The organism is Mycobacterium sp., assembly GCF_032159765.1.
Lineage (GTDB): Bacteria > Actinomycetota > Actinomycetes > Mycobacteriales > Mycobacteriaceae > Mycobacterium.
Map to the genome: position 1 here is coordinate 50,751 of NZ_JAVHWM010000152.1, position 23,875 is coordinate 74,625.

General features: G+C 66.3%; 23 protein-coding genes and 1 pseudogene. 15 read left to right on the forward strand and 9 right to left on the reverse strand.

What is annotated here, in order from left to right; genetic code table 11:
• Positions 1–77: 77 nt before the first annotated feature.
• Both QOH60_RS18495 and QOH60_RS18500 read left to right on the forward strand, forming a co-directional pair.
• Entirely contained in the window at positions 78–1,772 is a 1,695-nt protein-coding gene (locus tag QOH60_RS18495) for a putative PEP-binding protein (RefSeq protein ID WP_526423009.1), read from the forward strand.
• A 35-nt stretch (positions 1,773–1,807) separates the two neighbouring features.
• Complete coding sequence (locus QOH60_RS18500; protein WP_526423011.1) at positions 1,808–2,782, forward strand: pirin family protein; 975 nt, start codon at positions 1,808–1,810, stop codon at positions 2,780–2,782.
• Here QOH60_RS18500 and QOH60_RS18505 read toward each other — a convergent pair.
• Both QOH60_RS18505 and QOH60_RS18510 read right to left on the reverse strand, forming a co-directional pair.
• Positions 2,772–4,922 carry an FUSC family protein gene (locus QOH60_RS18505; protein WP_526423013.1) on the reverse strand — a complete coding sequence of 717 codons (2,151 nt, stop codon included), beginning with the start codon at positions 4,920–4,922 and terminating at the stop codon, positions 2,772–2,774. The two genes, QOH60_RS18500 and QOH60_RS18505, sit on opposite strands and share 11 nt — an antisense overlap.
• 20 nt (positions 4,923–4,942) lie before the next feature.
• Positions 4,943–5,509 carry a TetR/AcrR family transcriptional regulator gene (locus QOH60_RS18510; protein WP_526423015.1) on the reverse strand — a complete coding sequence of 189 codons (567 nt, stop codon included), beginning with the start codon at positions 5,507–5,509 and terminating at the stop codon, positions 4,943–4,945.
• A 145-nt stretch (positions 5,510–5,654) separates the two neighbouring features.
• Here QOH60_RS18510 and QOH60_RS18515 point away from each other — a divergent pair, with 145 nt between their 5' ends.
• The 8 genes and pseudogenes from QOH60_RS18515 (at position 5,655) to QOH60_RS18550 (ending at position 13,385) form a co-directional block, all read left to right on the forward strand.
• Positions 5,655–6,287, forward strand: coding sequence for a TetR/AcrR family transcriptional regulator (locus QOH60_RS18515; protein WP_526423017.1), 633 nt, complete (start codon positions 5,655–5,657; stop codon positions 6,285–6,287).
• Between the two features lie 141 nt (positions 6,288–6,428).
• A complete protein-coding gene (locus tag QOH60_RS18520; RefSeq protein ID WP_526423019.1) occupies positions 6,429–7,358 on the forward strand; it encodes a class I SAM-dependent methyltransferase in 930 nt (309 codons plus the stop codon).
• A gap of 74 nt (positions 7,359–7,432) precedes the next feature.
• A complete protein-coding gene (locus tag QOH60_RS18525; protein WP_526423081.1) occupies positions 7,433–8,317 on the forward strand; it encodes an SAM-dependent methyltransferase in 885 nt (294 codons plus the stop codon).
• A gap of 31 nt (positions 8,318–8,348) precedes the next feature.
• Positions 8,349–9,758: an aldehyde dehydrogenase family protein gene (locus QOH60_RS18530; protein ID WP_526423021.1), complete on the forward strand. Its 1,410-nt coding sequence runs from the start codon at positions 8,349–8,351 to the stop codon at positions 9,756–9,758.
• A gap of 32 nt (positions 9,759–9,790) precedes the next feature.
• On the forward strand, positions 9,791–10,654 hold the full coding sequence (locus QOH60_RS18535; protein ID WP_526423023.1) for an SDR family oxidoreductase: 864 nt from the start codon (positions 9,791–9,793) through the stop codon (positions 10,652–10,654).
• A 45-nt stretch (positions 10,655–10,699) separates the two neighbouring features.
• Positions 10,700–11,669 (forward strand): annotated as a pseudogene (locus QOH60_RS18540) (NADPH:quinone oxidoreductase family protein).
• 78 nt (positions 11,670–11,747) lie between these two features.
• The gene (locus QOH60_RS18545) at positions 11,748–12,881 is read left to right on the forward strand and encodes a hypothetical protein (RefSeq protein WP_526423025.1); all 1,134 of its coding nucleotides are present in this window, start codon (positions 11,748–11,750) and stop codon (positions 12,879–12,881) included.
• Between the two features lie 21 nt (positions 12,882–12,902).
• Complete coding sequence (locus QOH60_RS18550; RefSeq protein ID WP_526423027.1) at positions 12,903–13,385, forward strand: DUF456 family protein; 483 nt, start codon at positions 12,903–12,905, stop codon at positions 13,383–13,385.
• 10 nt (positions 13,386–13,395) lie between these two features.
• On the opposite strand, the gene QOH60_RS18555 is transcribed toward QOH60_RS18550, so the two are convergent.
• From QOH60_RS18555 to QOH60_RS18565, 3 genes are read right to left on the reverse strand one after another with little or no spacing between them, the layout of a single operon-like run.
• Entirely contained in the window at positions 13,396–14,181 is a 786-nt protein-coding gene (locus tag QOH60_RS18555; RefSeq protein WP_526423029.1) for a tyrosine-protein phosphatase, read from the reverse strand.
• Entirely contained in the window at positions 14,181–15,395 is a 1,215-nt protein-coding gene (locus tag QOH60_RS18560) for an acyl-CoA dehydrogenase family protein (RefSeq protein ID WP_526423083.1), read from the reverse strand. The genes QOH60_RS18555 and QOH60_RS18560 overlap by 1 nt, the downstream gene beginning before the upstream one ends.
• Before the next feature lie 22 nt (positions 15,396–15,417).
• The gene (locus QOH60_RS18565; RefSeq protein WP_526423031.1) at positions 15,418–16,611 is read right to left on the reverse strand and encodes an acyl-CoA dehydrogenase family protein; all 1,194 of its coding nucleotides are present in this window, start codon (positions 16,609–16,611) and stop codon (positions 15,418–15,420) included.
• Between the two features lie 45 nt (positions 16,612–16,656).
• Here QOH60_RS18565 and QOH60_RS18570 point away from each other — a divergent pair, with 45 nt between their 5' ends.
• From QOH60_RS18570 to QOH60_RS18580, 3 genes are read left to right on the forward strand one after another with little or no spacing between them, the layout of a single operon-like run.
• Complete coding sequence (locus QOH60_RS18570; protein ID WP_526423033.1) at positions 16,657–17,775, forward strand: Re/Si-specific NAD(P)(+) transhydrogenase subunit alpha; 1,119 nt, start codon at positions 16,657–16,659, stop codon at positions 17,773–17,775.
• Entirely contained in the window at positions 17,776–18,132 is a 357-nt protein-coding gene (locus tag QOH60_RS18575) for a proton-translocating transhydrogenase family protein (RefSeq protein WP_526423035.1), read from the forward strand.
• Positions 18,129–19,556 (forward strand): NAD(P)(+) transhydrogenase (Re/Si-specific) subunit beta, encoded by a 1,428-nt coding sequence (locus tag QOH60_RS18580; protein ID WP_526423037.1) that lies wholly within the window; start codon positions 18,129–18,131, stop codon positions 19,554–19,556. Before QOH60_RS18575 ends, QOH60_RS18580 begins: the two co-directional genes overlap by 4 nt.
• 6 nt (positions 19,557–19,562) lie before the next feature.
• Here the strand turns inward: QOH60_RS18580 and QOH60_RS18585 are convergent, their stop codons facing one another.
• Positions 19,563–20,132 (reverse strand): hypothetical protein, encoded by a 570-nt coding sequence (locus QOH60_RS18585; protein ID WP_526423039.1) that lies wholly within the window; start codon positions 20,130–20,132, stop codon positions 19,563–19,565.
• Between the two features lie 103 nt (positions 20,133–20,235).
• Positions 20,236–21,009, reverse strand: a complete 774-nt coding sequence (locus tag QOH60_RS18590; protein ID WP_526423041.1) for an HAD-IIA family hydrolase — start codon at positions 21,007–21,009, stop codon at positions 20,236–20,238.
• Positions 21,010–21,056: 47 nt separating this feature from the next.
• Between QOH60_RS18590 and QOH60_RS18595 the strand changes: the two genes are divergently transcribed.
• The gene (locus QOH60_RS18595) at positions 21,057–21,833 is read left to right on the forward strand and encodes an SDR family oxidoreductase (RefSeq protein WP_526423043.1); all 777 of its coding nucleotides are present in this window, start codon (positions 21,057–21,059) and stop codon (positions 21,831–21,833) included.
• A 2-nt stretch (positions 21,834–21,835) separates the two neighbouring features.
• Here the strand turns inward: QOH60_RS18595 and QOH60_RS18600 are convergent, their stop codons facing one another.
• Positions 21,836–21,964 (reverse strand): hypothetical protein, encoded by a 129-nt coding sequence (locus tag QOH60_RS18600; RefSeq protein WP_526423045.1) that lies wholly within the window; start codon positions 21,962–21,964, stop codon positions 21,836–21,838.
• 148 nt (positions 21,965–22,112) lie between these two features.
• Between QOH60_RS18600 and QOH60_RS18605 the strand changes: the two genes are divergently transcribed.
• The gene (locus tag QOH60_RS18605; protein ID WP_526423047.1) at positions 22,113–22,778 is read left to right on the forward strand and encodes a TetR/AcrR family transcriptional regulator; all 666 of its coding nucleotides are present in this window, start codon (positions 22,113–22,115) and stop codon (positions 22,776–22,778) included.
• Positions 22,779–22,781: 3 nt separating this feature from the next.
• Here the strand turns inward: QOH60_RS18605 and QOH60_RS18610 are convergent, their stop codons facing one another.
• The gene (locus tag QOH60_RS18610; protein ID WP_526423049.1) at positions 22,782–23,870 is read right to left on the reverse strand and encodes a methyltransferase; all 1,089 of its coding nucleotides are present in this window, start codon (positions 23,868–23,870) and stop codon (positions 22,782–22,784) included.
• Positions 23,871–23,875: the final 5 nt, after the last annotated feature.

Below are 23,875 nucleotides of genomic sequence, written 5' to 3' on the forward strand. Positions count from 1 at the left end.
TCCGATAAATATGGATATCTGTTGTTTTACGCTTGTTTGTGTTGACTTGTCAATCATGTATTCGTAACCTGGTTCACATGACCGCCTCATCTGCCCCTGCGTCACAGCTGCCCGTCACCGTCCTGCGGGGGGTGCCCGTCGTCGCCGGCGTCGCGTACGCACCGGTGATCCGTCCCGGCAGGCCGCCCCTGTTCGACGGCGTCGACGCGCTACCCGGCGTCGACGAGTCGCAGCGCCCGGCAGAGGCCGCACGGTTCAAGGCGGCCGCGTCGGCGGTGGCCGAGCGGCTGCGCAAGCGCGCACAACATGCCACCGGCGCGGCCTCGGAGGTACTCGCGGCGACGGCGGGCCTTGCCCAGGACCGGGCCTGGCTCGCCGCTGCCGAAAAGCGGATCGCGGAAGGCTCCCCGGCAACCCGCGCGACGGTGCTGGCCGTAGCGCAGTTCATCGATCTCTTCACCCAGATCGGCGGCCTGATGGCAGAGCGGGTGACCGACTTGAAGGACATCCGCGATCGCGTCGTGGCGGAACTCTGCGGCCTGCCAGAGCCCGGGGTTCCCCAGCCCGAACGGCCGTCGGTGCTATGTGCCGAGGACCTGGCACCCGCAGACACCGCGGGCCTCGACCCCGCACTCGTGGTCGCCCTTGCCACCACGTTCGGCGGGCCGACCAGCCACACCGCGATCATCGCGCGCCAGCTCGGAATTCCGTGCGTCGTGGCTGTCGGGGGGCTGGACGACATCGCGTCCGGCGCCATGGTGCTCGTCGACGGCACGCTGGGCACCGTCACTGTGTCGCCGGATGAATCCACCGCCCTCGCGGCGGTCGACAGGGCGAAGCGCGACGCCGAGCTCGTGAGCGGGTGGTCAGGGCCCGGCGCGACGGCCGACGGGCATGCCGTCGCGATTTTGGCCAACGTCCAGGACGGCGCAGCGGCTCGCGCGGCACGACAGACGCCAGCCGAAGGTGTCGGCTTGTTCCGCACCGAGCTGTGTTTCCTCAACCGCGACGCCGAACCGTCGGTGGATGAGCAGACCCAGATCTATGCCGAAGTCCTGCAGGCGTTTTCCGGGATGAAGGTGGTAATCCGCACGCTCGACGCCGGCTCGGACAAGCCGCTGAAGTTCGTCCGCCATCCCGACGAGGCCAACCCGGCTCTCGGGGTCCGCGGTTTCCGGGTAGGCGACGCGAACCCCGGCTTGTTGGAGCGTCAGGTGGAAGCGATCGCTGCCGCCGGGGTGGCCGCCGGGACGTCGCCGTGGGTGATGGCGCCGATGATCGCGACGCCCGACGAGGCAAAGGAATTCGCGGGCCTGGCACGAGTGCACGGACTGACTCCGGGTGTGATGATCGAGGTGCCCGCCGCGGCCCTGCTGGCAGACAAGATCCTCGAGCACGTCGACTTCCTGTCGATTGGCACCAACGACCTCGCGCAGTACACGATGGCCGCCGACCGGATGTCGGCGGAGCTTGCGACGCTGACCGACCCCTGGCAGCCCGCGGTGCTCGCGCTGGTGGCCGCGACCGCGCGCGCCGGCGAGCGGGCCGCGAAGCCGGTCGGGGTGTGCGGTGAGGCCGCGGCCGATCCGGTGCTCGCGTGTGTGCTCGTCGGGTTCGGTGTGACGTCCTTGTCAGCCGCGGCGGCGGCAGTGCCCGGAGTCGGGGCGAAACTCGCGTCGGTCACCATGCAGCAGTGCCGGGACGCGGCCGAAGCCGTGCTGGCGTCCTCGAGCCCGGTGGCGGCCAGAGCGGCGGCGTTGGCGATCCTCTGAGGGAATAATCGGACTGCGGTCCGGTTATAATCGGCATGCCAGCAGTAACAGCAGACACCTTGACATTGCCGCGTATCGCGGCACCTTTACCCACCGACACACAGCGCCCGGTGCGGTCCCTGACGACCGGACCCCGCGGGCACGAGGGCGAGGGGTTTCCCGTCGTCCGCGCATTCGCCGGCGTCCCCGCGGCGCTGCTCGACCCGTTCATCCATATGGACCAAATGGGTGAGGTCGAATACGAGCCGGGAGAACCCAGGGGCACGTCGTGGCACCCGCATCGGGGCTTTGAAACCGTCACCTACATGATCGACGGGCGTTTCGCCCATCAGGATTCGCATGGAGGCGGTGGCCTGATCACCGACGGTGCCACGCAGTGGATGACCGCAGGCTCGGGGATCCTGCACATCGAGACGCCCCCTGCCGAGCTCGTCGAGAGCGGCGGTGTCTTCCACGGCATCCAGCTATGGGTCAACCTGCCACGGTCGGAGAAGTTCTCGGCGCCCAAGTACCAGGCGATCGAGGCGTCTCAGGTTCGCCTGGTCTCCTCGCAGGATGGAGGGGCGTTGGTCCGCATCATCGCAGGCCAGATCGGCAACGTTGGTGGTCCCGGGGCAACGTATACTCCAATCACCTTGGCGCACAGCACGATCGAACCGGGCGCCAGGCTGAGCCTGCCGTGGGACCCGCAGTTCAACGCGTTGGTCTACGTGCTCTCGGGGTCCGGGACCGTTGGACCGGACGCGCATCCGATTCACCAGGGGCAGTTGGCTGTGCTCGGCAAGGGCGACAGGATCAGCGTCGCTGCCGCCGCCTCTCAGGACAGCAATCGGCCCGCGATGGAGGTACTGGTGTTGGGCGGCAGGCCGATTCGCGAACCGGTGGTTGCCTACGGTCCATTTGTGATGAACTCGAAGTCCGAAATCATCCACGCGCTCGAAGACTACGAGTCCGGCCGGTTTGGCCGCATTCCTGCGAACGCGCTGATGCCGCACCGGATTACGAACTGACCCGTTCAGCGGCCAGCGGGCGGGGATAGAGCAGCTCCAGTTCTCCCAGGATCGACCCGACTGTGACCAGTGGCAAAGCGGCGGCTACTGCTTGTGTACAGTCTGTGGCTTCCGCTCGCAGCGCGGGAACCAGCTCATCGCTGACCGGGTGCCACATCCGCATGTCGTGACCCGCCAGCCGGGTACATACGGCCTCGGTGTGTGCTTCGAGGATCTTCTTCGCACGTGGGTAGGCGCTCAGCGGCGGAGGCCAGGGTATGTCGGCAACAAGGTCGGCAGCTGTCCTCAGCCGTGTCACCCGGTTCGAGGCGCGCACCACGGGCGCACGAGAGTCCGTCGCACCCCCGCTCTCGGAAAGGTATTGGCGCACTGCGTCATCGAGTTTTCGCCACGCCCCCAACGAGGAATGACCGAGCGCGGTGACCTCGTCGTCGACTGCCTCCGAAGCCCCGCGGGTGACGCGCAGCACCGCGGCGCGCAGATACCGCGAGAACAGCTCGCGCGCCGCGTCGATCTGGATGTTCACCGCCGCGGTCGCCCCTCGGGGCCACAGCAGCAGCGACACCACCAGACCCACGAGAGCGCCGACGACGACGTCCTCGATACGTATCAGCCCGACGCGCCATCCCGTCGGGACGATGAGGTTGAAGATGACGAGGACCATCATGGTGAACGCGGCCTGTGCGGCGGTGAATGATGCGACCACTTGCACATACGCCGAAGCGAACACGAGCACGGGCAGCAGCGGCCACAGCACCGCCGGATCCACGCCGACGAACGAGATCAGCAACGCGCCGATCACGAAGCCGATGGTCGTGCCGACCACAGCGCGCAGCGTCGACGTACCGGTGGTAAGTGCGCTGCTGCGCAGTACCGACATCGCGCCGAGCACCACCCAGAACCCGTTCTGCACCGGAAACACATGCGTGACGGCCACAGCGAGGGCGAGCCCGAAGCCGGTGCGCAGGCTGTTGCGCAGGGCCACCGACCGCAGCGCCAGAAAGCTCGACGTGATCGCCGCTGCCGCAGCGGTTTCCGAGAGGATGTAGTCCGAGGCCCCAGTCTCAGGCAGCTTGAGGCCGAGGGCGCGTGCCCACACCGGACGCGCGTCGGCCGCTGCGGCCGCGGCGATCACGCGACCGGTGGCGGCGATCACCGCCGCGATCGTGCGGCGCGTCAGAAGCTCCCGGCCCACTTCCTTGGCCGCTTCGTCGTCGGGTTCACCGAGGATGGCGACGATGTTGTCACGGAAGCGTCGGTGTGCCACCGAGCGCAACTCGGCGAGCGCCACGGCGAGCTCGTCGCGACTGGCCGCACGGTCAGCCGGTCGCGAAATGCTCAGCACACGAGCGGAATCGCGCAGCACGCGTACGGCCGGCTCCTTCACGTCGCCCAGTACGTCGCCTGCGTCTTCGTTCACGCGGTCGGTCACCCATTCGAGGTCGTCGACCACACGGACCAGCGCCCGACTGCCCGCCGACAGCCCGACCGGCCGGAACGCGGCGCCGAGGAAATTCGCCCGAAGCGCGTTCATCGCGGCCGTCACCTCGGCGCCGGAGGCTGTGCCCTCGAGCCGATCGGCCAAGGCGGAGCACACCTGCGCGGCATGACGGCGGAGCTCGTCGTGGTGACGCGGCGGCAGCAGGAACAGCGATGCCGGTATGCAAATAGCGAGCGCGATGCCCCAACCGGCCAGCCGTTCGCCGATCGGCCCCGGCGGAGTACACGCCGGCAGCACGAACGTCAGCAGCGTCGCGCGCTGACCGGCGGCGAACGTCTCGCTGAGTACCCCGGTGAACGTCACAACCACGCCCACGACGAACATGATGGCCACCGCCAGCCACGGGATCGGCGCGACCAACGTCCCCAATGCGATCAGCACAGCGCCGTTGATGCCGATCCCGGCAAAGGCTATGGCCCGGGTCGACCGGTTTCCCGGGAAGTCGGCAAGCACCATTAACGCGAACGAGCCGAAGATCGCGAACAACGGCGTTTGGGATGCCCCCGTCTGGAAGCTCACCGCCGCTGCGGTCGGCACCACGATCGCCGCCCGCACGGCCCGGCGCAGGCCGTCACGCTCGGGATCGCGGACCTGCAGCCGGTGTAACGCGCGCCGCGTCAATGTCCGCGGCGCCGTCATGAGCGGATGTTAGTCCGGGATCATGCGTGTGGCGGGATCGTGGAGAGTCGGCCGGCGTCCAGTGCCTCGAGCAGCTGGTCGGCAATCCACTCCAGCGCCGGTTTGTCCTTCGGCAGCGTGCATTGCTCGTACCCGACCAAGATGTACAGCGACCAGTCGGCGAACACCTGGGCCTGCCGGTCGTGGTGCAGGATCGCCAGCGCTGACTCGCGGATGATGTCGTGGCGCTGGCGGTCGACGTCGGTCTGCACCGCGTGCACCACTGGATCGAGGCTGCTCCATGTCCGGATCGCCGCCTCCGCCCCGTGCGGCAGGTCAAGAGCGTTGTGGTAGAGCTGTTCGATTCGTGTGCGGGGGTCTGGCTCCTGCCGGCTGTACGCGACCAGCTCCGTCGTGCTGGCGTTCTTCCAGTGGTCGACGAGCTCGTAGGTGTAGGTCGACCAGTTGCTGAAGTAGTGATAGAACGATCCGCTGGTGACCCCCAGACGGTTACAGACCTCGGCGAGCTTCAACCCGCCGTAACCGAGGTCTGAGAGCACCTCCAGGCCCGTGGCAAAGTACGCCTCCGGAGACAGCGTGGTCGTCATAGCCGCCAGATTAACCAAAAAACGGGCAATCCAATCCATGACCGATTGCTGGCGGCCAACTACGAACCCGCGCTCCGATTGCCCCTGTGTAAATCGCACGGCAATTTAGAGGTAAATGTAAAAGAAGGTATGACACAATGCGCGAGTGCCAACGGCATCCCGAGGCCCAGGTCGGCCGCCCGCAGCGAAGGCAGCCGAGACGCGTGAGCGCATTGTGCGGGCAGCCCGCCAGGTTTTCAGCGAACTCGGCTACGACGCTGCCACGTTTCAGGAAATCGCCGTTCGCGCCGATCTCACGCGGCCCGCAATCAACCACTATTTCAAGAGCAAGCGGGTGCTCTATCAGGTAGTTGTCGAGCGAACCAATGAATTGATCGTTGCGCAGAGCGTGCAAAAGGCGTTCGAGGCCAAAACGTTGCTGGCCCAGCTGGATACCTTCATCGATGCCGCTGTCGGTGCCGACCTTGACGAACGGTCGGCTGCGGCGTTTCTCGTCACCTCAGTGATGGAGTCGCAACGCCATCCCGAGCTGCGGCAGGACGAACACGACGCGTTGCTCGCTACGCGTCAGTTCCTCACCTGGGCGATCTCCGGCGCGATTGAGCGCGGCGAGCTCACCACCAACACGCCCGTCGAACCGCTCGTGGAGTTGCTGACCGCGATGCTGTGGGGAGTGGGGTTCTATGCGGGCTTCGTCGGCGGCCATGACGACCTGAAGAACATCACCGACGAGTTCAAGCGGCTGCTGGTGGGCAAGCTCTGGGAATGGCAGCCCTAGCAAAGATTTCTCTTCGGCTCGCGCCGGTGATCTGCGGCACAGTAGCGCATAGCTAGCCTAACTTTTTGTGTAGACTGGCTCACGAACTGACTGAGCTGCAGATATCCACTGGCTCCGTCCCCTCGAAGACAGGCGATAGCCATGCGAACCGATAACGACACCTGGGACATAGCCACCAGCGTCGGCAGTACCGCCGTGATGGTGGCCGCCGCCCGCGCCGCCGAGACGGCGAAACCGGATCCGCTGATCAACGACCCGTTCGCGCACATCCTCGTCGAGGGCGTGGGCGGTATCGGCATCTGGGAGTACATGCTCGACGACACCATCCCGGCCAAGCTGGCCGAGGCCGATCCCGAAGCGGCCGTGATGTTCGAGTACATGCAGACCTACCAGGGCGTGCGGACGCATTTCTTCGACGCGTTCTTCGCCGAGGCAACTAAGGCCGGTGTTCGTCAGGTCGTGATCCTGGCCTCCGGCCTCGACGCGCGGGCGTACCGGATCGACTGGCCTGCCGGCACGGTGATCTTCGAGATCGATCAGCCAAAGGTGTTGGAGTACAAGGCAGCAACGCTTGACGCTCATGGCGCGCAGCCCTCGGCTGAGCGTCACGAGGTCCCGATCGACCTCCGGCAGGACTGGCCGTCCGCGCTGCGCGAGGCAGGCTTTGATCCCGCGCAGCCAACCGCCTGGCTGGCCGAAGGACTTCTGATGTACCTGCCCGCTGACGCACAGGATCGGCTGTTCGAGCTGGTCACCTCGCTGAGCGCACCCGGCAGCCGGATCTCGGTCGAGACCGCCGGGCAGCACGCGCCCGAGCGGCGTGAGGAGATGCGGGAACGCTTCGAGCGGATCGCCGAGCAGGTCGGCATCCCGCAGACCATCGACATCTCGGAGCTCACCTACGAGGACCCCGACCGCGCCGACGTTGCGGAGTGGCTCAACTCCCACGGGTGGCAGGCGGTCGCCGACGCGTCGCACGACGTGCAGCGCCGGCTGGGTCGTCACATCGAGCTGCCGTTGAACGACGGCGACGCGTTCTCGACGTTCGTCACGGCGGTCAAGAGGCCGTAGCGCAGACTGTTGCCGTGCCTCGCAGTGAGAACGACAGCTGGGATATCGCGACGAGCGTCGGCGCGACTGCGGTGATGGTCGCTCTTGCGCGGGCCGCGGAAACCCGGAGCCCGAATCCACTAATACGCGATGAGTACGCCGAAGTGCTGGTGTCGACGCCCGAGCTGGCCGACCTGCGTGCGCGCCTCGACGCCATGTGGGCGCGCGCCGAGGAGTCCGACGAGCGTGCGATGGACTTCCAGCAGATGACCGACTATCAGGCTGTCCGCACGCATTTTTTCGACGACTTCTTCGCCGCGGCGATGGCAGAAGGCATCCGTCAGCACGTGATCCTGGCCTCGGGCCTGGACTCACGCGGGCACCGCCTCGTGTGGCCGGTCGGAACCGTCGTATACGAGATCGACCTTCCAGCGGTACTCGACTACAAATCGGCGACGCTGACCGCCGTGGGAGCGTCCCCCTCGACAACGCTTCGTGAGGTCGCTGTCGACCTCCGCGATGACTGGCCGTCGGCGTTGCGCGACGCGGGCTTTGACCCCACGGCGCCGACGGCGTGGCTGGCCGAGGGGTTGCTGCCATTCCTGCGGGGGGACGCACAGGAGGCGATGTTCGCCGCGATCACCGAACTCAGCGCGCCGGGAAGCCGGATCGCGTTGGAGGTGTTCGGCGTCGATCCCGCCGCGCGCGCCGAGGTTCACGAGCGCTGGCAGCAGATGCGGGCCGAGCGTGAGTCCCGCGGCGAGGACACCTCGTTCGACGTGCTCGACCTCTGGTACCACGACGACGAGCCGCCCGAGTGTGCCGAGTGGTTCGCTGCGCACGGTTGGCGGACCGAGACGGTGGCCTCCCGCGATGAGCACATCCGGCTCGGCCGTCCACCGCGGGACGAGCCTGGTGAGGCCCGGCCGATGATCAACGCGTTCGTTACCGCCGAGTTGGCTCCCCAACCGGTTGGTTAGGATCGCGGTCAGCCGTCAAGGAGGACCGGGCATGACCACCGAATCCGTTACGCGACCCCAGCAGACACCTACGTCGGCGTCGTCGATTCCCGAGACAGTCGCTCGGCTGCGGAAGAGTTTCGCCACCGGCCGCACCCGCAGTATCGACTGGCGCAAGGATCAGCTGCTGAAGCTGGAAAAGATGATGGTCGAGGAGGAATCGGCGATCGCCGACGCACTCGCCTCTGATCTCGATCGCTCGCCGTTCGAGGCGTGGCTCGCAGACTCGGCGAGTACCGCGGCCGAGGCCCGCTACGCGGCCAAACATGTCAAGCGCTGGGCGCGGCGCAAGTACCGCCGCCTCGAGGTTCCGCAGCTGCCCGGCCGCGGGTGGATCGAGTACGAGCCCTACGGAACCGTGTTGATCATCGGCGCCTGGAACTACCCGATCTACCTGACGCTGGGTCCGCTTGTCGGGGCGATCGCGGCGGGAAACACCGTGGTGCTCAAGCCATCCGAGATCGCGTCAGCGTCGTCGCGGCTGATGGCCGAGCTGGTGCCGAAGTATCTGGACTCCGATGCCATCGCCGTGGTCGAGGGCGACGGCGCGGTCAGCCAGGACCTGATCGCGCAGGGCTTCGACCGGGTGATGTTCACGGGCGGCACGGAGATCGGCCGCAAGGTCTACGAAGGCGCCGCGACGCACCTGACGCCGGTCACGCTGGAGTTAGGCGGCAAGAGCCCAGTGATCGTCGCCGAGGACGCCGACATCGACGTCGCGGCCAAGAGGATCGCATGGATCAAGCTGATGAACTCCGGACAGACGTGTGTCGCACCGGATTACGTGATTGCCGACGCGAAGATCCGCGACGAGCTCGTGACAAAGATCGGCGAGGCGCTGACCGCCCAGTCCGCCGGTGAGACAGGGAAGCGGATCGTCAACCAGCGTCAGTTCGACCGGCTTGCGGGCTACCTCGCCGCCACCAAGGGCACCATCGCACTCGGCGGCGACTCGGACGCGTCGCAGCTGCGGATCCAGCCGACCGTCGTCGTCGACCCCGATCCTGACGAACCGATGATGGAGAACGAGATCTTCGGCCCGATCCTGCCGGTGGTGACGGCCCAAACCCTGGACGACGCAATCGGTTTCGTGAACTCGCGTCCGAAACCGTTGGCGGTTTACCTGTTCACGAAGGCCAAGAGCATCCGCGAGCGGGTGATCAAGGACGTGCCTGCGGGCGGCATGCTGGTCAATCACCTGGCCTTCCAGGTGACGACGGCGCGGCTGCCGTTCGGCGGCGTCGGTGCGTCCGGCATGGGCGCCTACCACGGCAAATTCGGGTTCGAGGAGTTCAGCCACCGCAAGTCGGTGCTGACCAAACCGACTCGTCCGGACCTCTCCGCGATGCTCTACCCGCCGTACACCGCACGGGCGTGGAAGATGGCGCGCCGGATTTTCTGACTGACGAAAATACGTATCACGAAAGGAAACTCATGCCAGGAGTGCAGGATCGCGTCATCGTCGTCAGCGGAGCGGGAGGCGGCCTCGGCCGCGAGTACGCGCTGACGCTCGCGAAGGAAGGCGCCAGCGTCGTGGTCAACGATCTGGGCGGGGCGCGTGACGGCACCGGGGCCGGTCATTCAATGGCTGATCAGGTGGTGGCCGAGATCAAGGAAGCGGGCGGGCGCGCGGTGGCCAACTACGACAGCGTCGCCGAGCCCGACGCCGCCGAGAACATCGTGAAAACCGCGCTCGACGAGTTCGGCGCCATCCATGGCGTGGTGAGCAACGCGGGCATTCTGCGCGACGGCACCTTCCACAAGATGCCGTTCGAGAACTGGGATGCGGTGCTCAAAGTGCATCTGTACGGGGGCTACAACGTGATTCGCGCCGCGTGGCCGCATTTCCGCGAGCAGAGCTACGGGCGAGTCGTGGTCGCGACGTCGACGAGCGGGCTGTTCGGCAATTTCGGGCAAGCCAATTACAGCGCAGCCAAACTGGGCCTCGTCGGGCTGATCAACACGCTCGCGCAGGAGGGCGCCAAGTACAACATCAAGGCCAACGCTCTCGCGCCGATCGCCGCGACCCGGATGACGCAGGACATCCTGCCTGCGGAGGTGTTCGAGAAGCTGACGCCGGAGTACGTGGCGCCCGTGGTGGCCTACCTGTGCACTGAAGAGGTGCCCGATACCGGATCGATCTTCATCGTCGGTGGCGGCAAGGTGCAGCGCGCGGCGCTGTTCCAGAACGACGGCGTCACGTTCCCCACGGTGCCGTCGGTCGACGACATCGCCGAGAAGTGGAACGAGATCGACGATCTGACCGCTGCCAAGCACGCCACGTTCTCGCTGGGCTAGCGCTATTCCGGCGGGCAGGAGCGGAGCGACCGGGGGATTGATCCAGTGAAAGCTGTTGTCGCCGAGAGGCTTTGTGGCCCTTCGGGGCTGGTTTACCGTGACGTCGACGACATTCCCGACGAGGTTGAGGGCCGGGTCGTCATCGACGTGCGCGCCGCCGGGGTGCTGTTTCCCGATTTGCTGGTGATCCGCGGCGATTATCAGATGAAGGCGCCGCAGGGGTTCATTCCCGGCGCCGAGGTGGCTGGCGTGGTGGTGTCGGCACCGGAGGGGTCGGGCATTTCACGGGGCGACCGCGTCGCCGCAGCGACGATGAACGGCGGATACGCGGAACGCCTTGCGGTGCCGCCGGAAAATGTGTTCCCGTTGGTGCCGGAGCTCGATGACGCACAAGCGGCCGCCCTGCTGCGCAACTACCACACGATGTACTTCGCGCTTGCGCGCCGCGGTGCGCTGCGTTCGGGGGAGACGGGTGCTGGTGCTCGGGTCGGCGGGCGGAGTCGGCACCGCCGCAGTTCAGATCGCAAAGGCATTGGGCGCCAATGTGATCGCGGCAGTGCACCGGCCCGAGGCCGTCGACTATGTGTCGTCCTTGGGTGCTGATGTGGTGGTGCCGTTGGCTGACGGTTGGTTACAGGCCGTGCGTGAGGCCACCGACGGCGCGGGCGTCGACGTCGTCGTCGACCCGGTCGGTGGTGACACCTTCGACGACGCGATTCGGGCGATGGCCGCCGAAGGGCGGTTGCTGGTACTCGGTTTCGCTGCGGGCGGCATTCCGACGGTCAAAGTGAACCGGCTGTTGATGCGCAACGTCGCGGTGATTGGCGTGGGCTGGGGCGAATACTTCCTGACCCATCCCGGTGCCGAACAGCTATACGGCTGGGGCGTCGGCCAGTTGGTACAGGCGGGCTTGCGGCCTCCGGCGCCGGTGAGATTCCCGCTGTCGAAGGCCGCTGAGGCCCTGCAGTTGCTGGCCGACGGCGGCGTGCTGGGAAAGCTTGTCCTGGAGCCGTAGCGGGTTTCGGTGCAAAGCGCCGCGGCGCCTCGTGCGCGGTCGTATCCTCACGCAGATACAGCCGTGCTAGGAGGCCTGATGCGCGGAAAAGCCCTGGGCGCCTGCCTTCTCGCGTCGACCCTTGTGTTCGCGTCGGGGTGCGCCGGCGGCGGCCGGCCCGACACACCCGCCAGCCCGTCGCCTCCGCCACCCCCGCCTGTTGCAGGCGAGCTGGGCCGCGGCAATCAGACTGCAGGCTCGGTCGACCTCGTCGTGGAACTGGAAGGCGACGATCTGCACCGGCCTACCGACCTCAAATTCGATCCGCAGTCTCCACGGCTGTGGATCGTGAATCAGGAGGGAGTGCAAAAGCACGGCAGCTGGACGATCATCGAGGACGTCGAAGGCGTGGCCCCCTCCGTCAAGCGTTACGTCGACGATTCGCCACACTTCCTGCATCAGCCGTCCTCGTTGTCATTCCACGGCGACGAGAAGGTGGTCGGGACGTGCCAGGAGTCGCACGACGACATCCAGGGCGGCAGTCGGTGGATGGGCCCCACCGCCTGGACCACCGATTCTCGTTTCAGCGGCGGGCACATGTCGCACTTCGACATGCTGCACGAATCGGGCTATTGCATGGGCATCGCGTGGACCGCAGATCACGTGTGGTGGGCCTTCAACGGCGACCGTGGCTCGCTCGACCGCAACAACTTCAATGGCTGGCACCCCGACGCGCCCAACGGCGACGGCCTCGGCGGTCACAATCACCACGACGGCAACATCTACCGCTACGCCGATGGTGAGCTGAAGCGCTCGCCCGGAGTGCCGAGCGGGATGAGCCACGACGCCGCAACACACACCCTCTACGTGGCCGACACCGGCAACGGCCGAGTCGTGAAGATCGACACGACACCGCCGCAAAAAGGGCCGCGGATTCAAGGCATCTGGGACGAAGTGCCGCTCTACCGTGTCGACGGCGTAGACCTCGCCGAAGTGATTCCGCCCGGCCAGCTGAAGCAGCCGTCGGGGCTCGAGTTTTACAAAGGCCATCTGTACGTTGCGGATTACGCCACGGGGATCATCTACGCGTTCACACCCGAGGGCGAGGTTGTCAATCAGCTCGACACGGGACTGGGCGCCGGCCACGTCACGAGCCTGACCATGTCAGAAAGCGGACATCTGCACTTCCTCGACACGACCGGCAACCGGCTGTACCGGATCGATCCCAAGTAGCACAGCGGTAGGTTTGTCTGTGTGAACACGGTCGGCCTCCTGCTGGTCGCGTTCGCTATCGCGGTCGGCCTGGCCGGCATCGTGGTGCCGCTGATACCCGGACTGCTGTTGGTATACGGCGCGATCCTGGTGTGGGCCATCGTCGTGAGCACCACGACGTCGTGGGTGACCCTGGCCGCCGTCACGGTGGTGGTGGGTGCGACGACCGCGATCAAGTATCTGTGGCCCGTGCGACGGATGCGCCGTGCCGAGGTACCAACGTCGGTCCTCGTGATCGGCGCGGTGCTCGGCGTCGTCGGGTTCTTCGTCATCCCCGTGTTCGGTCTGGTGATCGGTTTCGTCGGCGGCGTGTATCTCGCGGAATTCCTGCGATGCCGCGATCAGCGACGCGCGTGGGCGTCGACCGTGCACGCCGTTAAGGGCGTCGCGTTGTCAATCGGCGTCGAGCTCGCGGGCGGCCTTGTGGCAGCGGTTATCTGGGTTGTCGGTGTCTTCGCGGGGTAGTCCCTCAGCGCTACGTCAGCGCCGCGCGCAGCGCCTCGATGTCTGCGGCCGTGACGCCCGCGCCGCTCAAGTACTCGTCCAGCGATCCGAACTCCTCGTCGATCGCTTGCCTTGCCATGTCGAGGTAGAGCGGGCGCACACCGAGCACTTCGTCAGTGAGTCGTAACTGCGCAGATTCGACCACCTCGGGAGAGTCGCCTCCGCGGTGGCGGATGTTGTCCAAGATGACCGCCCGCAGTTCCGGGACTGCCGTGTTGCTGGCCAGGTAATCGCGCATGATCGCGTCACGATCTACCCCGGCGGTCTCGAGAACGACGGCGATCGTGAAGCCGGTCCGGTCCTTGCCAGCGAAGCAGTGAGCGAGCACCCGGTGGTCGGTGCCCAGCAGAGTCACCACCCGGTGCACGGCCCGCTGCGCCAGTCGCGAACGCGCGAACCGACCGTATTCCTCGGACATAAAGCGGGCGGCAGCGTCGGCGACCGACTCACCTTCTGGCTTCTCGGTCATCAATTGCTGCCACGCGTGCTCGTGCGGCGCATCGCCATTGGACACAATGGTTTCCACGAACGGCAGATGGTGGATTTCGACGCCGTCCGGCACCAGGCCTGGACCATGACGCTGCAGTTCTGGGCCGGACCGCAGATCCGCCACATCGGTGATCTCCAAGCGGGTGAGCTCGGCCCGGCCGTCGTCGTCGAGATTGCTCAATTCCCCTGACCGGTAGAACAATCCCGGCCGGATGCCGGTCTCAACGGCGACGTCCCGGAAATTCCAGGCGCCAGGCAGCGGTGGCACTATCGCGTCACCGCTGCGGCGAAAGCGCTCTTCTCGCCGCCGATTTCGGCGCGGGCGACGGTGCGCATGTGCACCTCGTCGGGTCCGTCGAAAAGCCGCATCGCACGATGCCAGGAATACAGTCTCGCCAACGGAAAGTCGTCGCTGACACCCGCGCCGCCGTGCACCTGAATGGCGCGGTCGATGACGTTGCACGCCACCTGCGGCGCGACTGCCTTGATCTGGCTGACCAGAAGATGGGCGGCTTTGTTGCCGTGCTGGTCGATGGTCCATGCTGCCTTCTCGCACAGCAGTCGTGCTTGGTCGATTTCGTTGCGGGACTTGGCAATCGACTCTCGCACCACGCCCTGGTCGGCGAGCGGACGGCCGAATGCCACCCGTTTCTGCACACGGTCGACCATCAACGCCAGCGCCCGCTCGGACGCGCCCAGCGCCCGCATGCAGTGATGGATGCGCCCAGGCCCGAGCCGTGCCTGCGCAATAGCGAAGCCGGATCCCTCTTCACCGAGAAGGTTGGTAGCGGGCACCCGCACGTTGTCGTAGATGACCTCGGCGTGACCGTGCTGGTCGTGCCAGCCGAACACAGGAAGATCTCGCACGATCGTGACGCCGGGGGTGTCGATCGGTACCAGCACCATCGACTGCTGCTGATGGCTCGCCGCCTCGGGGTTGGTGCGGCCCATCACGATGAGCACCTTGCAGCGCGGGTCGGATGCGCCGGATGTCCACCACTTGCGCCCGTTGATCACGTAGTCGCCGCCGTCGCGGACGATCGATGTTTCGATGTTGCGGGCGTCGCTTGAGGCCACCGCGGGCTCGGTCATCGAGAACGCGCTGCGGATCTCACCGGCCAGCAACGGCTCTAGCCACTGCTTGCTCTGCGCCTCGGTGGCGAACAGGTGCAGGGTCTCCATGTTGCCGGTGTCCGGCGCCGCGCAGTTGGTGGCTTCCGGGGCGAGCTCCATGCTCCAGCCGGTCAGTTCGGCCAGGGGGGCGTAGTCGGCGTTGGTGAGCCCGGATACCCCGGGCAAGAACAAGTTCCACAATCCGCGTTCCCGCGCGAGTGTCTTGAGCTCCTCGATGATCGGCGGCACCGTGTGGTCGTCGGGGCCCTTCTCGTGGCGGTAGCGCTCGTATTCGACCTCGGCGGGAAACACGAACTCGGTCATGAAAGCCGATAGCCGTTTGTGATAGTCCTGAGCCTTGGCCGACATCGCGAAGTCCATGACCGTCACCTTACTTCTGCGGCGTGACCGCCAGAGAACGCGCTATGACCAGCCTCTGAATCTGGTTGGTGCCCTCGAAGATCTGCATGATCTTCGCCTCGCGCATGTAGCGCTCCACGCGATAATCGCGGGTGTACCCGACGCCGCCCAACACCTGCACCGCGTCCGTCGTCACCTTCATCGCGGCATCGGTCGCGGTCAGTTTCGCCACGCTGGCCTGGATCGAATAGGGCCGTCCGGCATCGCAGCGGCGGGCCGCGTCGAGGTACGTCGCCCGAGCGGCGGTGACTGCGGCGGCCATGTCGGCCAGCAAGAACCCCAACCCTTGGTGATCGATGATCTTGCGGCCGAACGCCGTTCGCTCGTTCGCATAGCGCACTGCCTCGTCCAGCGCCGCCTGCGCCAACCCGACGGCCACGGCCGCGATGCCCAATCGGCCCGAGTCCAGCGCGGAGAACGCGATCTGCAGGCCCTGGCCCTCGGCGCCGATCAGCCGGTCACCGTCGATCCGTGCGTGGTCGTAGAACGCCGACGTCGTCGGCACCGCGTGCAGGCCCATCTTCTCCTCCGGCTTGCCGAAGGACAGCCCCGCCAGGTCGGCCGGCACGAGGAAGCAGGAGAGGCTTCCACTTCCTCCCCGGTCGCTGCGCTCCTGCCCTCCGGGACGCGGCCCTCCGCTGGTGCGCGCGAACAGCGTGTAGAAGTCGGCCCGTCCGCCATGCGTGATCCACGACTTGGACCCGTTGATGTCATACGAGCCGTCGTCGGTAGCCGCGGCCGCACACCGAAGCGCCGCGGCGTCGGACCCGGCCTGGGGTTCCGAGAGGCTGTACGCCCCGATCTGTTCGCCCGAGAGCATGCCGGGCAGCCACCGCTGCTGCTGTGCCTGCGAGCCGAACGTCAGCAGAGGATGGCACGACAGGCTGTGCACGCTGACTGCGACAGCCACGGCCGCCCAGCGCGCGGAGATTTCCTCGAGAACCTGCAGGTAGACCTCGTACGGCTGGCCGCCGCCACCCCACTCGAGGGGCTGGGGGAGGCTCAGCAGTCCGGCAGCGCCGAGTTGGCCGAACACGCCCTCGGGATATGATTCCGCTTTCTCATGGGCGTCGACGATCGGCGTCAGGACTTTGTCGGCGATATCACGAGCAAGAGAAATGAGGTCAGCCGCCTCGTCAGTTGGCAGCAGGCGGTCGACAGGCATGCAGATATGCATACCGCAGGGGCAGTCCCTCGGGGGAAGTAGAAGATGACTGAAGAGCAGACGACAGTTGATGTCGCCGCCGCTGCGGCTCCGACGATCGGGGTGGTCAGGGAATCGTCGGACGGCGAGCGCCGCGTTGCGCTGGTGCCGAAGGCTGCCGCCGGGCTGACGGGGCGCGGGCTCGCTGTCGTGGTGGAGTCGGGGGCCGGCGAGGGTGCGTTGCTTCCCGACCACCTGTACACGGAGGCGGGCGCGACCATCGGCGACGCCTGGAGCGCCGACATCGTGGTGAAGGTTGCGCCGCCGACGCCCGAGGAGGTCAAGAAGCTGCGCGACGGGCAGACGTTGATCGGGTTCCTGGCGCCGCTGGACTCCGACAGCCCGGTGCCCGCGCTGCGCGACGCCGGCGTGACCGGATTCGCGCTCGAGTCGATCCCGCGGATCTCCCGGGCGCAGGCGATGGACGCACTGTCCTCGCAGGCCAACGTCTCGGGCTACAAGGCGGCGCTGGTGGCGGCCACCGAGTCGACGCGATTCTTCCCGATGCTGACTACCGCCGCTGGCACGGTGAAGCCGGCCACCGTGCTGGTGCTCGGGGTCGGGGTGGCTGGTCTGCAGGCGCTGGCGACCGCCAAGCGGCTCGGTGCCCGCACCACCGGCTACGACGTGCGTCCCGAGGTCGCCGAGCAGGTTCGCTCGGTTGGTGCGCAGTGGTTGGACCTGGGAATCGACGCCGCCGGCGAGGGGGGCTACGCGCGCGAGCTGACTGACGAGGAACGCGCGCATCAGCAGAAGAAACTCGAGGACGCCATCACCGGCTTTGACGTCGTCATCACCACCGCCCTGGTGCCTGGCCGCGCAGCGCCGCGGCTGGTGACCGCTGACGCCGTGCAGGGGATGGCGCCGGGCAGCGTGATTGTTGACCTCGCCGGCGAAAGCGGCGGCAACTGTGAGCTCACCGAGCCCGGCCGCACGGTGGTCAAGCACGACGTGACGATCGCGTCGCCGCTCAACCTGCCGGCCACGATGCCCGAGCACGCCAGCGAGCTCTACTCGAAGAACATCACCGCATTGCTGGAGCTACTCGTCAAGGACGGCAAGCTCGCCCCCGATTTCGACGACCAAGTGGTCGCTGGGGCTTGCGTCACACGGAAAGAGAACTAAATGTACGACCAACTCCTGGCGAACCTGGCGATCCTGTTGCTGTCCGGGTTTGTCGGATTCTCTGTCATCTCAAAGGTTCCCAACACTTTGCACACGCCGCTGATGTCGGGCACCAACGCCATTCACGGCATCGTGCTCGTCGGCGCGCTCGTGGTGTTCGGCGAGGTCGAACACCCGTCGCTGGCGTTGCAGATCATCCTGTTCGTCGCGGTCGTGTTCGGCACGCTCAACGTCGTTGGCGGGTTCGTCGTCACAGATCGCATGCTCGGGATGTTCAAGGGCAAGAAAAAGGCGGACGCAAAGGCTTCGGCTGAACTCGCGGCTGACGCCGCGGCGACGAACGGGCAGAGCCGATGAACTACCTCGTCTCCGCGCTCTACATCGTCGCGTTCTCGATGTTCATCTACGGCCTGATGGGTCTCACCGGGCCCAAGACTGCGGTGCGCGGCAACTGGATCGCCGCCGCCGGCATGGCGGTTGCGGTGATCGCGACTCTGATCGCGATCCGGCACACCACGAACTGGCCGTGGATCATCGCCGCGTTGCTACTGGGCGTCGTGCTGGGCGTGCCGCCCGCGCGGCTGACGAAGATGACGGCGATGCCGCAACTGGTTGCGCTGTTCAACGGCGTGGGCGGTGGCACCGTGGCTTTGATCGCGCTAGCGGAATTCATGGAGACGTCCGGCTTTTCAGCCTTCACCCACGGTGAGAAACCGACCGCGCACATCGTGGTGGCATCCGTGTTCGCCGCGATCATCGGGTCGATCTCGTTCTGGGGCTCGATCATCGCATTCGGCAAGCTCCAGGAGATCTTGCCGGGCCGTCCCATCGGCCTTGGCGGCAAGGCGCAGCAGGCGCTGAACATCCTGCTGCTGCTGGCTGCGATTGCAGCCGCCGTCGTCATCGGGCTCGACGCGCATCCCGGCAGTGGCGGGGCGTCACTGTGGTGGATGATCGGGCTACTCGTCGCGGCCGGCGTGCTGGGCTTGATGGTGGTGCTGCCGATCGGCGGCGCCGACATGCCGGTGGTGATCTCGCTACTGAACGCGCTGACCGGATTGTCAGCTGCCGCAGCAGGTTTGGCGCTGAACAACACCGCGATGATCGTGGCGGGCATGATCGTCGGCGCATCCGGCTCGATCCTGACCAACCTGATGGCCAAGGCGATGAACCGGTCAATCCCCGCGATCGTGGCCGGCGGATTCGGTGGCGGTGGAGTCGCGGCATCGGGTGACGACGGAGTGGAGCGCACAGTCAAGTCGACCTCGGCCGCCGATGCGGCGATCCAGATGGCGTACGCGAACCAGGTGATCGTCGTCCCCGGCTATGGACTGGCCGTCGCACAGGCGCAGCACGCGGTCAAGGACATGGCCGCAATGCTCGAGGACAAGGGCGTGCCGGTGAAGTATGCGATCCATCCCGTCGCCGGACGGATGCCCGGGCACATGAACGTGCTGCTCGCGGAAGCCGACGTCGAATATGACGCGATGAAGGAAATGGACGACATCAACGACGAGTTCGCGCGCACCGACGTCGCGATCGTCATCGGCGCCAACGACGTGACCAACCCCGCGGCGCGCAACGACGCGAGTTCACCGATCTACGGCATGCCGATCCTCAACGTCGACAAGGCGAGGTCGGTGATCGTGCTGAAGCGATCAATGAACTCCGGTTTCGCCGGCATCGACAACCCGCTGTTCTACGGCGAAGGCACCACGATGCTGTTCGGCGACGCGAAGAAGTCGGTCAGCGAAGTCACCGAGGAGCTCAAAGCTCTGTAGCCCGGGTCAGACGGTCGTACCGCCCTGTGCGACGAACCAGTCCTTATTCGGCTGCTGCCACAACAGGCCGAGGATGATTCCGGGCAGGATGATCGGCAGGAACAGCAACCCGTAGTTCCGCACCATGATGTTGAAGATCACGCCGCAGACCAGGACAGCAACCGCGGTCCAGAACAGGATCTTGTTGGTCCTGCCCTGCAACGTGGTGAGCCCGCCCCAGATGAGTAGGCCGGCGAGGATCAGGTTCACGAAAGCCAGGACGTAGAGCACACCCGGTGCAAACCCCAAGTACAGGCCGATCGATGTGGCCACGGTGAAGTTACTGAAGGCTGCATACAACTGAAATGCACCCATGACGAACGCGATGACGGCGACTGCGGTGATCTGACCCGGCCGCGTCGCCGGGCCGCCCGCGTACGCTTGGCCGCCGCCGTACGCCGGGGGGTTCACTTGCCCGGCAGGCGGCGGCGTCCACGCATGGGACGCTCCCGGATTCGAGGCCGCTGGTGGCGGGGGTGGCGGCGTGGGGCGATTGGTGCCGCCGGGTTCGGACGACTGCGGACCGGGTTCAGTCATGACGATTTTCTCCTTCAGCTAGGCGGAAAGACCGTCGACGCGTACATAGTGCCGGTCTTCAGGCCGTAATTAGCCGAGATGCGCGAAATTGAAAGATTCGGGATCACACCAGCTCGATCGCGTCGGCGATCGACGGCAGGATCCTGCCAGGCCGAAACGGGTAGCGCTGCACGTCCTCGCGCGACGTCGATCCGGTGAGAACCAGGATCGTGTCCAGGCCGGCTTCGATGCCGGCGACGACGTCGGTGTCCATCCGGTCGCCGACCATCATGGTGTTCTCTGAATGCGCCTCGATGCGGTTCAGCGCGCTGCGGAACATCATCGGGTTCGGCTTGCCGACGAAATACGGCTCGCGCCCGGTGGCCTTGGTAATCAGCGCGGCGACGGAACCCGTTGCGGGCAAAGGGCCTTCGGCCGACGGGCCAGTGACGTCGGGATTGGTCGCGATGAACCGCGCGCCTGCCAGGATCAGCCGGATCGCCTTGGTGATCGCCTCGAACGAGTAGGTGCGGGTTTCGCCGAGCACGACGAAATCGGGCTCGACGTCGGTGAGGGTGTAGCCCACCGCGTGCAGCGCGGTCGTCAAGCCCGCCTCGCCGATCACGTACGCCGAGCCCCCCTCCTTCTGACCATCGAGGAACGTCGCGGTCGCCAGCGCGGACGTCCAGATCGCCGCCTCGGGAACCTCCAAGCCCGAACGCGCGAGCCGCGCGGCCAGGTCCCGTGGCGTGAAGATCGAGTTGTTGGTCAGCACCAGGAACCGGCGCTTGCGTTCGACAAGCCGCTTGAGGAATTCCGCAGCGCCGGGCAACGCGTGTTCCTCGCGAACGAGAACGCCGTCCATGTCGGTGAGCCAGCACTTCGCTTCTCCGCGCATGGGACCAGTCTGTCAATGGAAAAGCCGGCGGCCCCAGACTGGTGGTCATGAGCGACGACATGTTTTCCCTCGACGGCAAGGTCGCCGTCGTCACAGGCGGCGGCCGGGGCATCGGCGTGATGATGGCGCGGGGTCTCGCGCAGGCCGGCGCCAAGGTGTATCTGTGTGCCCGCAAAGAGGATGAGCTGGCAGCCGTTGTGGACGAGTTGTCGGCGTTCGGGCCGGTGGCGGCGATCCCCGCGGATCTGGGCACCGCGGACGGCGTCCAACAGCTGGCGTCCACGCTCGCCGAGCGTGAGCACGCGATCAACGCACTGTTCAACAACGCCGGTGTGGCGTGGGGTGCGTCATTCGACGAATTCCCGGAGGCGGGGTTCGATCGGATCTTCGCCGTCAACGTCAAGGGCGTCTTCATGTTGACGCGCGCGCTGGTGCCGATGCTGAAGGCGGGATCGACGCGCGAGGACCCGGCGCGGGTGATCAACACCGGCAGCATCGACGGCATCAAGCCGCCCGAGCGGGGTAGAGACAACTTCAGCTACAGCGCCAGCAAGGCGGCCGTTCACATGCTGACGCGGCACCTGGCGGGCGAGCTCGCCCCCGACATTCTCGTCAACGCGATCGCGCCCGGGCTGTTTGAATCCCGGATGACGAAGGAGTTACTGAGACCGGGAGCGGACGCGGTGGGATCGGTGATGCCGCTGGGCCGCATCGGCCGTCCCGATGACATGGCCGGGATTGCGGTGTTCTTGGCAAGCCGGGCAAGCACATTCATCACCGGCGCCGTCATCCCCGTGGACGGCGGAGTCAGCGCGCTGCGTTAGGTCTATACCGGCGGATAAGCGGGCGGTGGATACCCGCCACCGGGACCAACGATGCCCCGCAACCCGAATGCGATGTAGTTGAAGAAGTATTCTGCTTCGTCGCTGATGTCGTAGTCCGGATTCGGATCCACGTCGGCACCTCCTCGACTGTTTGGCCCTCGACTGTCGCCTGCCGGGAGTCTAACCCCATCGCCTGGGAGAGCGGAGGGCTCGGCGGCTGCCGAACTATCAACCGGTTGATTGGGTGAAGTGCAGAGGCGCGAAATATAGTGACTCGCCATGCGCCCATCTAGCAGCTCAGAACCCAACGGCGGAACAATCGAGCTGTCCCGGCGCGAGGAACTGCTGGCGGTCGCAACCAGGCTCTTCGCGGCGCGCGGCTATCACGGCACCCGGATCAACGACGTCGCCGACGTGGTCGGGCTCAATAAGGCGACGGTGTACCACTATTACGCCAGCAAGTCGTTGATCCTGTTCGACATCTATCGTGAGGCGGCCGACCGCACGGTTGCGGCGGTGCATGACGAGCCGTCGTGGTCGGCGAGCGAGGCGATCTTCCACTTCACCAAGCGGCTGCTGGAGAACATCGCCAACAACATCGACGGCGCCGCCGTGTACTTCCAGGAGAGCCCGTACATCACCGAGTGGTTCACCGAGGAGCAGGTCGCATACATTCGCCGCGCCGAGACGACGGTCTACGAGCATGTGCGGGATGTGATCGACCGCGGGATCGGCAGCGGTGAGTTCTACGAATGCGACTCGCACGTCCTGGCACTGGGCTACATCGGCATGACCCTAGGCGCGTACCGCTGGCTGCGGCCGACTGGACGGCGCTCCGCGGAGGAGATCGCCATCGAGTTCAGCACGGCATTGCTCCGCGGGCTGATCCGCGATCCCGAAGCGCGGGAGGATCCCCCGCTGGGGGCGCCGACGTCGTCTTCGTGACCCCTATACCGCCGTGCCCTCGACGATGCTGAACGGCGACACTGTCGGGACGATCCTGTCCAGCCGGAACCCGGCCTTGTCGTAGAGCCGACGGTATTCCTCGGCGGTCCGTTCCCGGGCACCAACAGCGACAAGCATTTCCAGGTCGAGCCAGTTGCCGGCAAAGTCGCGGCTGTGGCCGGGAATGACCGTCTCGACCAGCAGCAGACGCGCGCCGGGGTCGGCGGCTGCGCGGACATTTCGCAGAATCTGGACCGCCTCGTCGTCGGCCCAGTCGTGGATCACGCTTTTCATCAGGTACGCGTCGCCGCCGTCGGGCACGGATTCGAAGAACGAGCCCTCGACGATTCGCACACGTTGCGCCACACCGTGTTTGGCCAGTAGCTCGGGAGCGCCGGCCACCACTTGCGGCAGGTCGAACAGCACGCCCGTCGCGCCCGGCGTCGCCTCGAGGATCGCCGCCAGCAGCCGACCGTGGCCACCGCCGACATCGATAATCGTTGAGTACGGACTGAAGTCGTAGGCAGCGACCACCGGGGCGATCGACAACTCCGACACGCCTGTCATCGCCTGGTTGAAGATCTCCGAGAGTTCGGGATCACCGGCGAGCCAGTCGAACGCGGGCTTGCCGCGCATCTGCGGTATCACGGCTTTCCCGGTCCGGAACGCGCCCGCGATGTGGCTCCAATGTTCCCGGTGTTGAGGTGCTCCGACCCATCGTGTCCAACCGTTCAGCGACACCGGAGCGTCGGTCCGGAGCGTGTCCGCGAGCGGCGTCAGCTCGTAGCGCCCGTCGCGACGACGTCGGAACACCCCGACGCCGATCAGTGCCCTCAGCAATCGGACGAGCGCGTCCTGGTCTGCGTTCACGCGCGCGGCAAGGTCAGCGGCCGACAACGGCCCACGCGCCAGCGCGTCGGCGACGCCCAGCTCCGCCGCCACTGTGACAGCCTGCGCGACCCACGCACCGACGACCATCTCCATCATCACGGCCGGTGGCGGAGCCATCCTCTGGCGGAGTCGAAAGAGGTGATGTCGCACACGTTCCACCGCCTGTGCTAGGCGAACGGGTGGCACCTTTTCCGAAGCCATAGCGA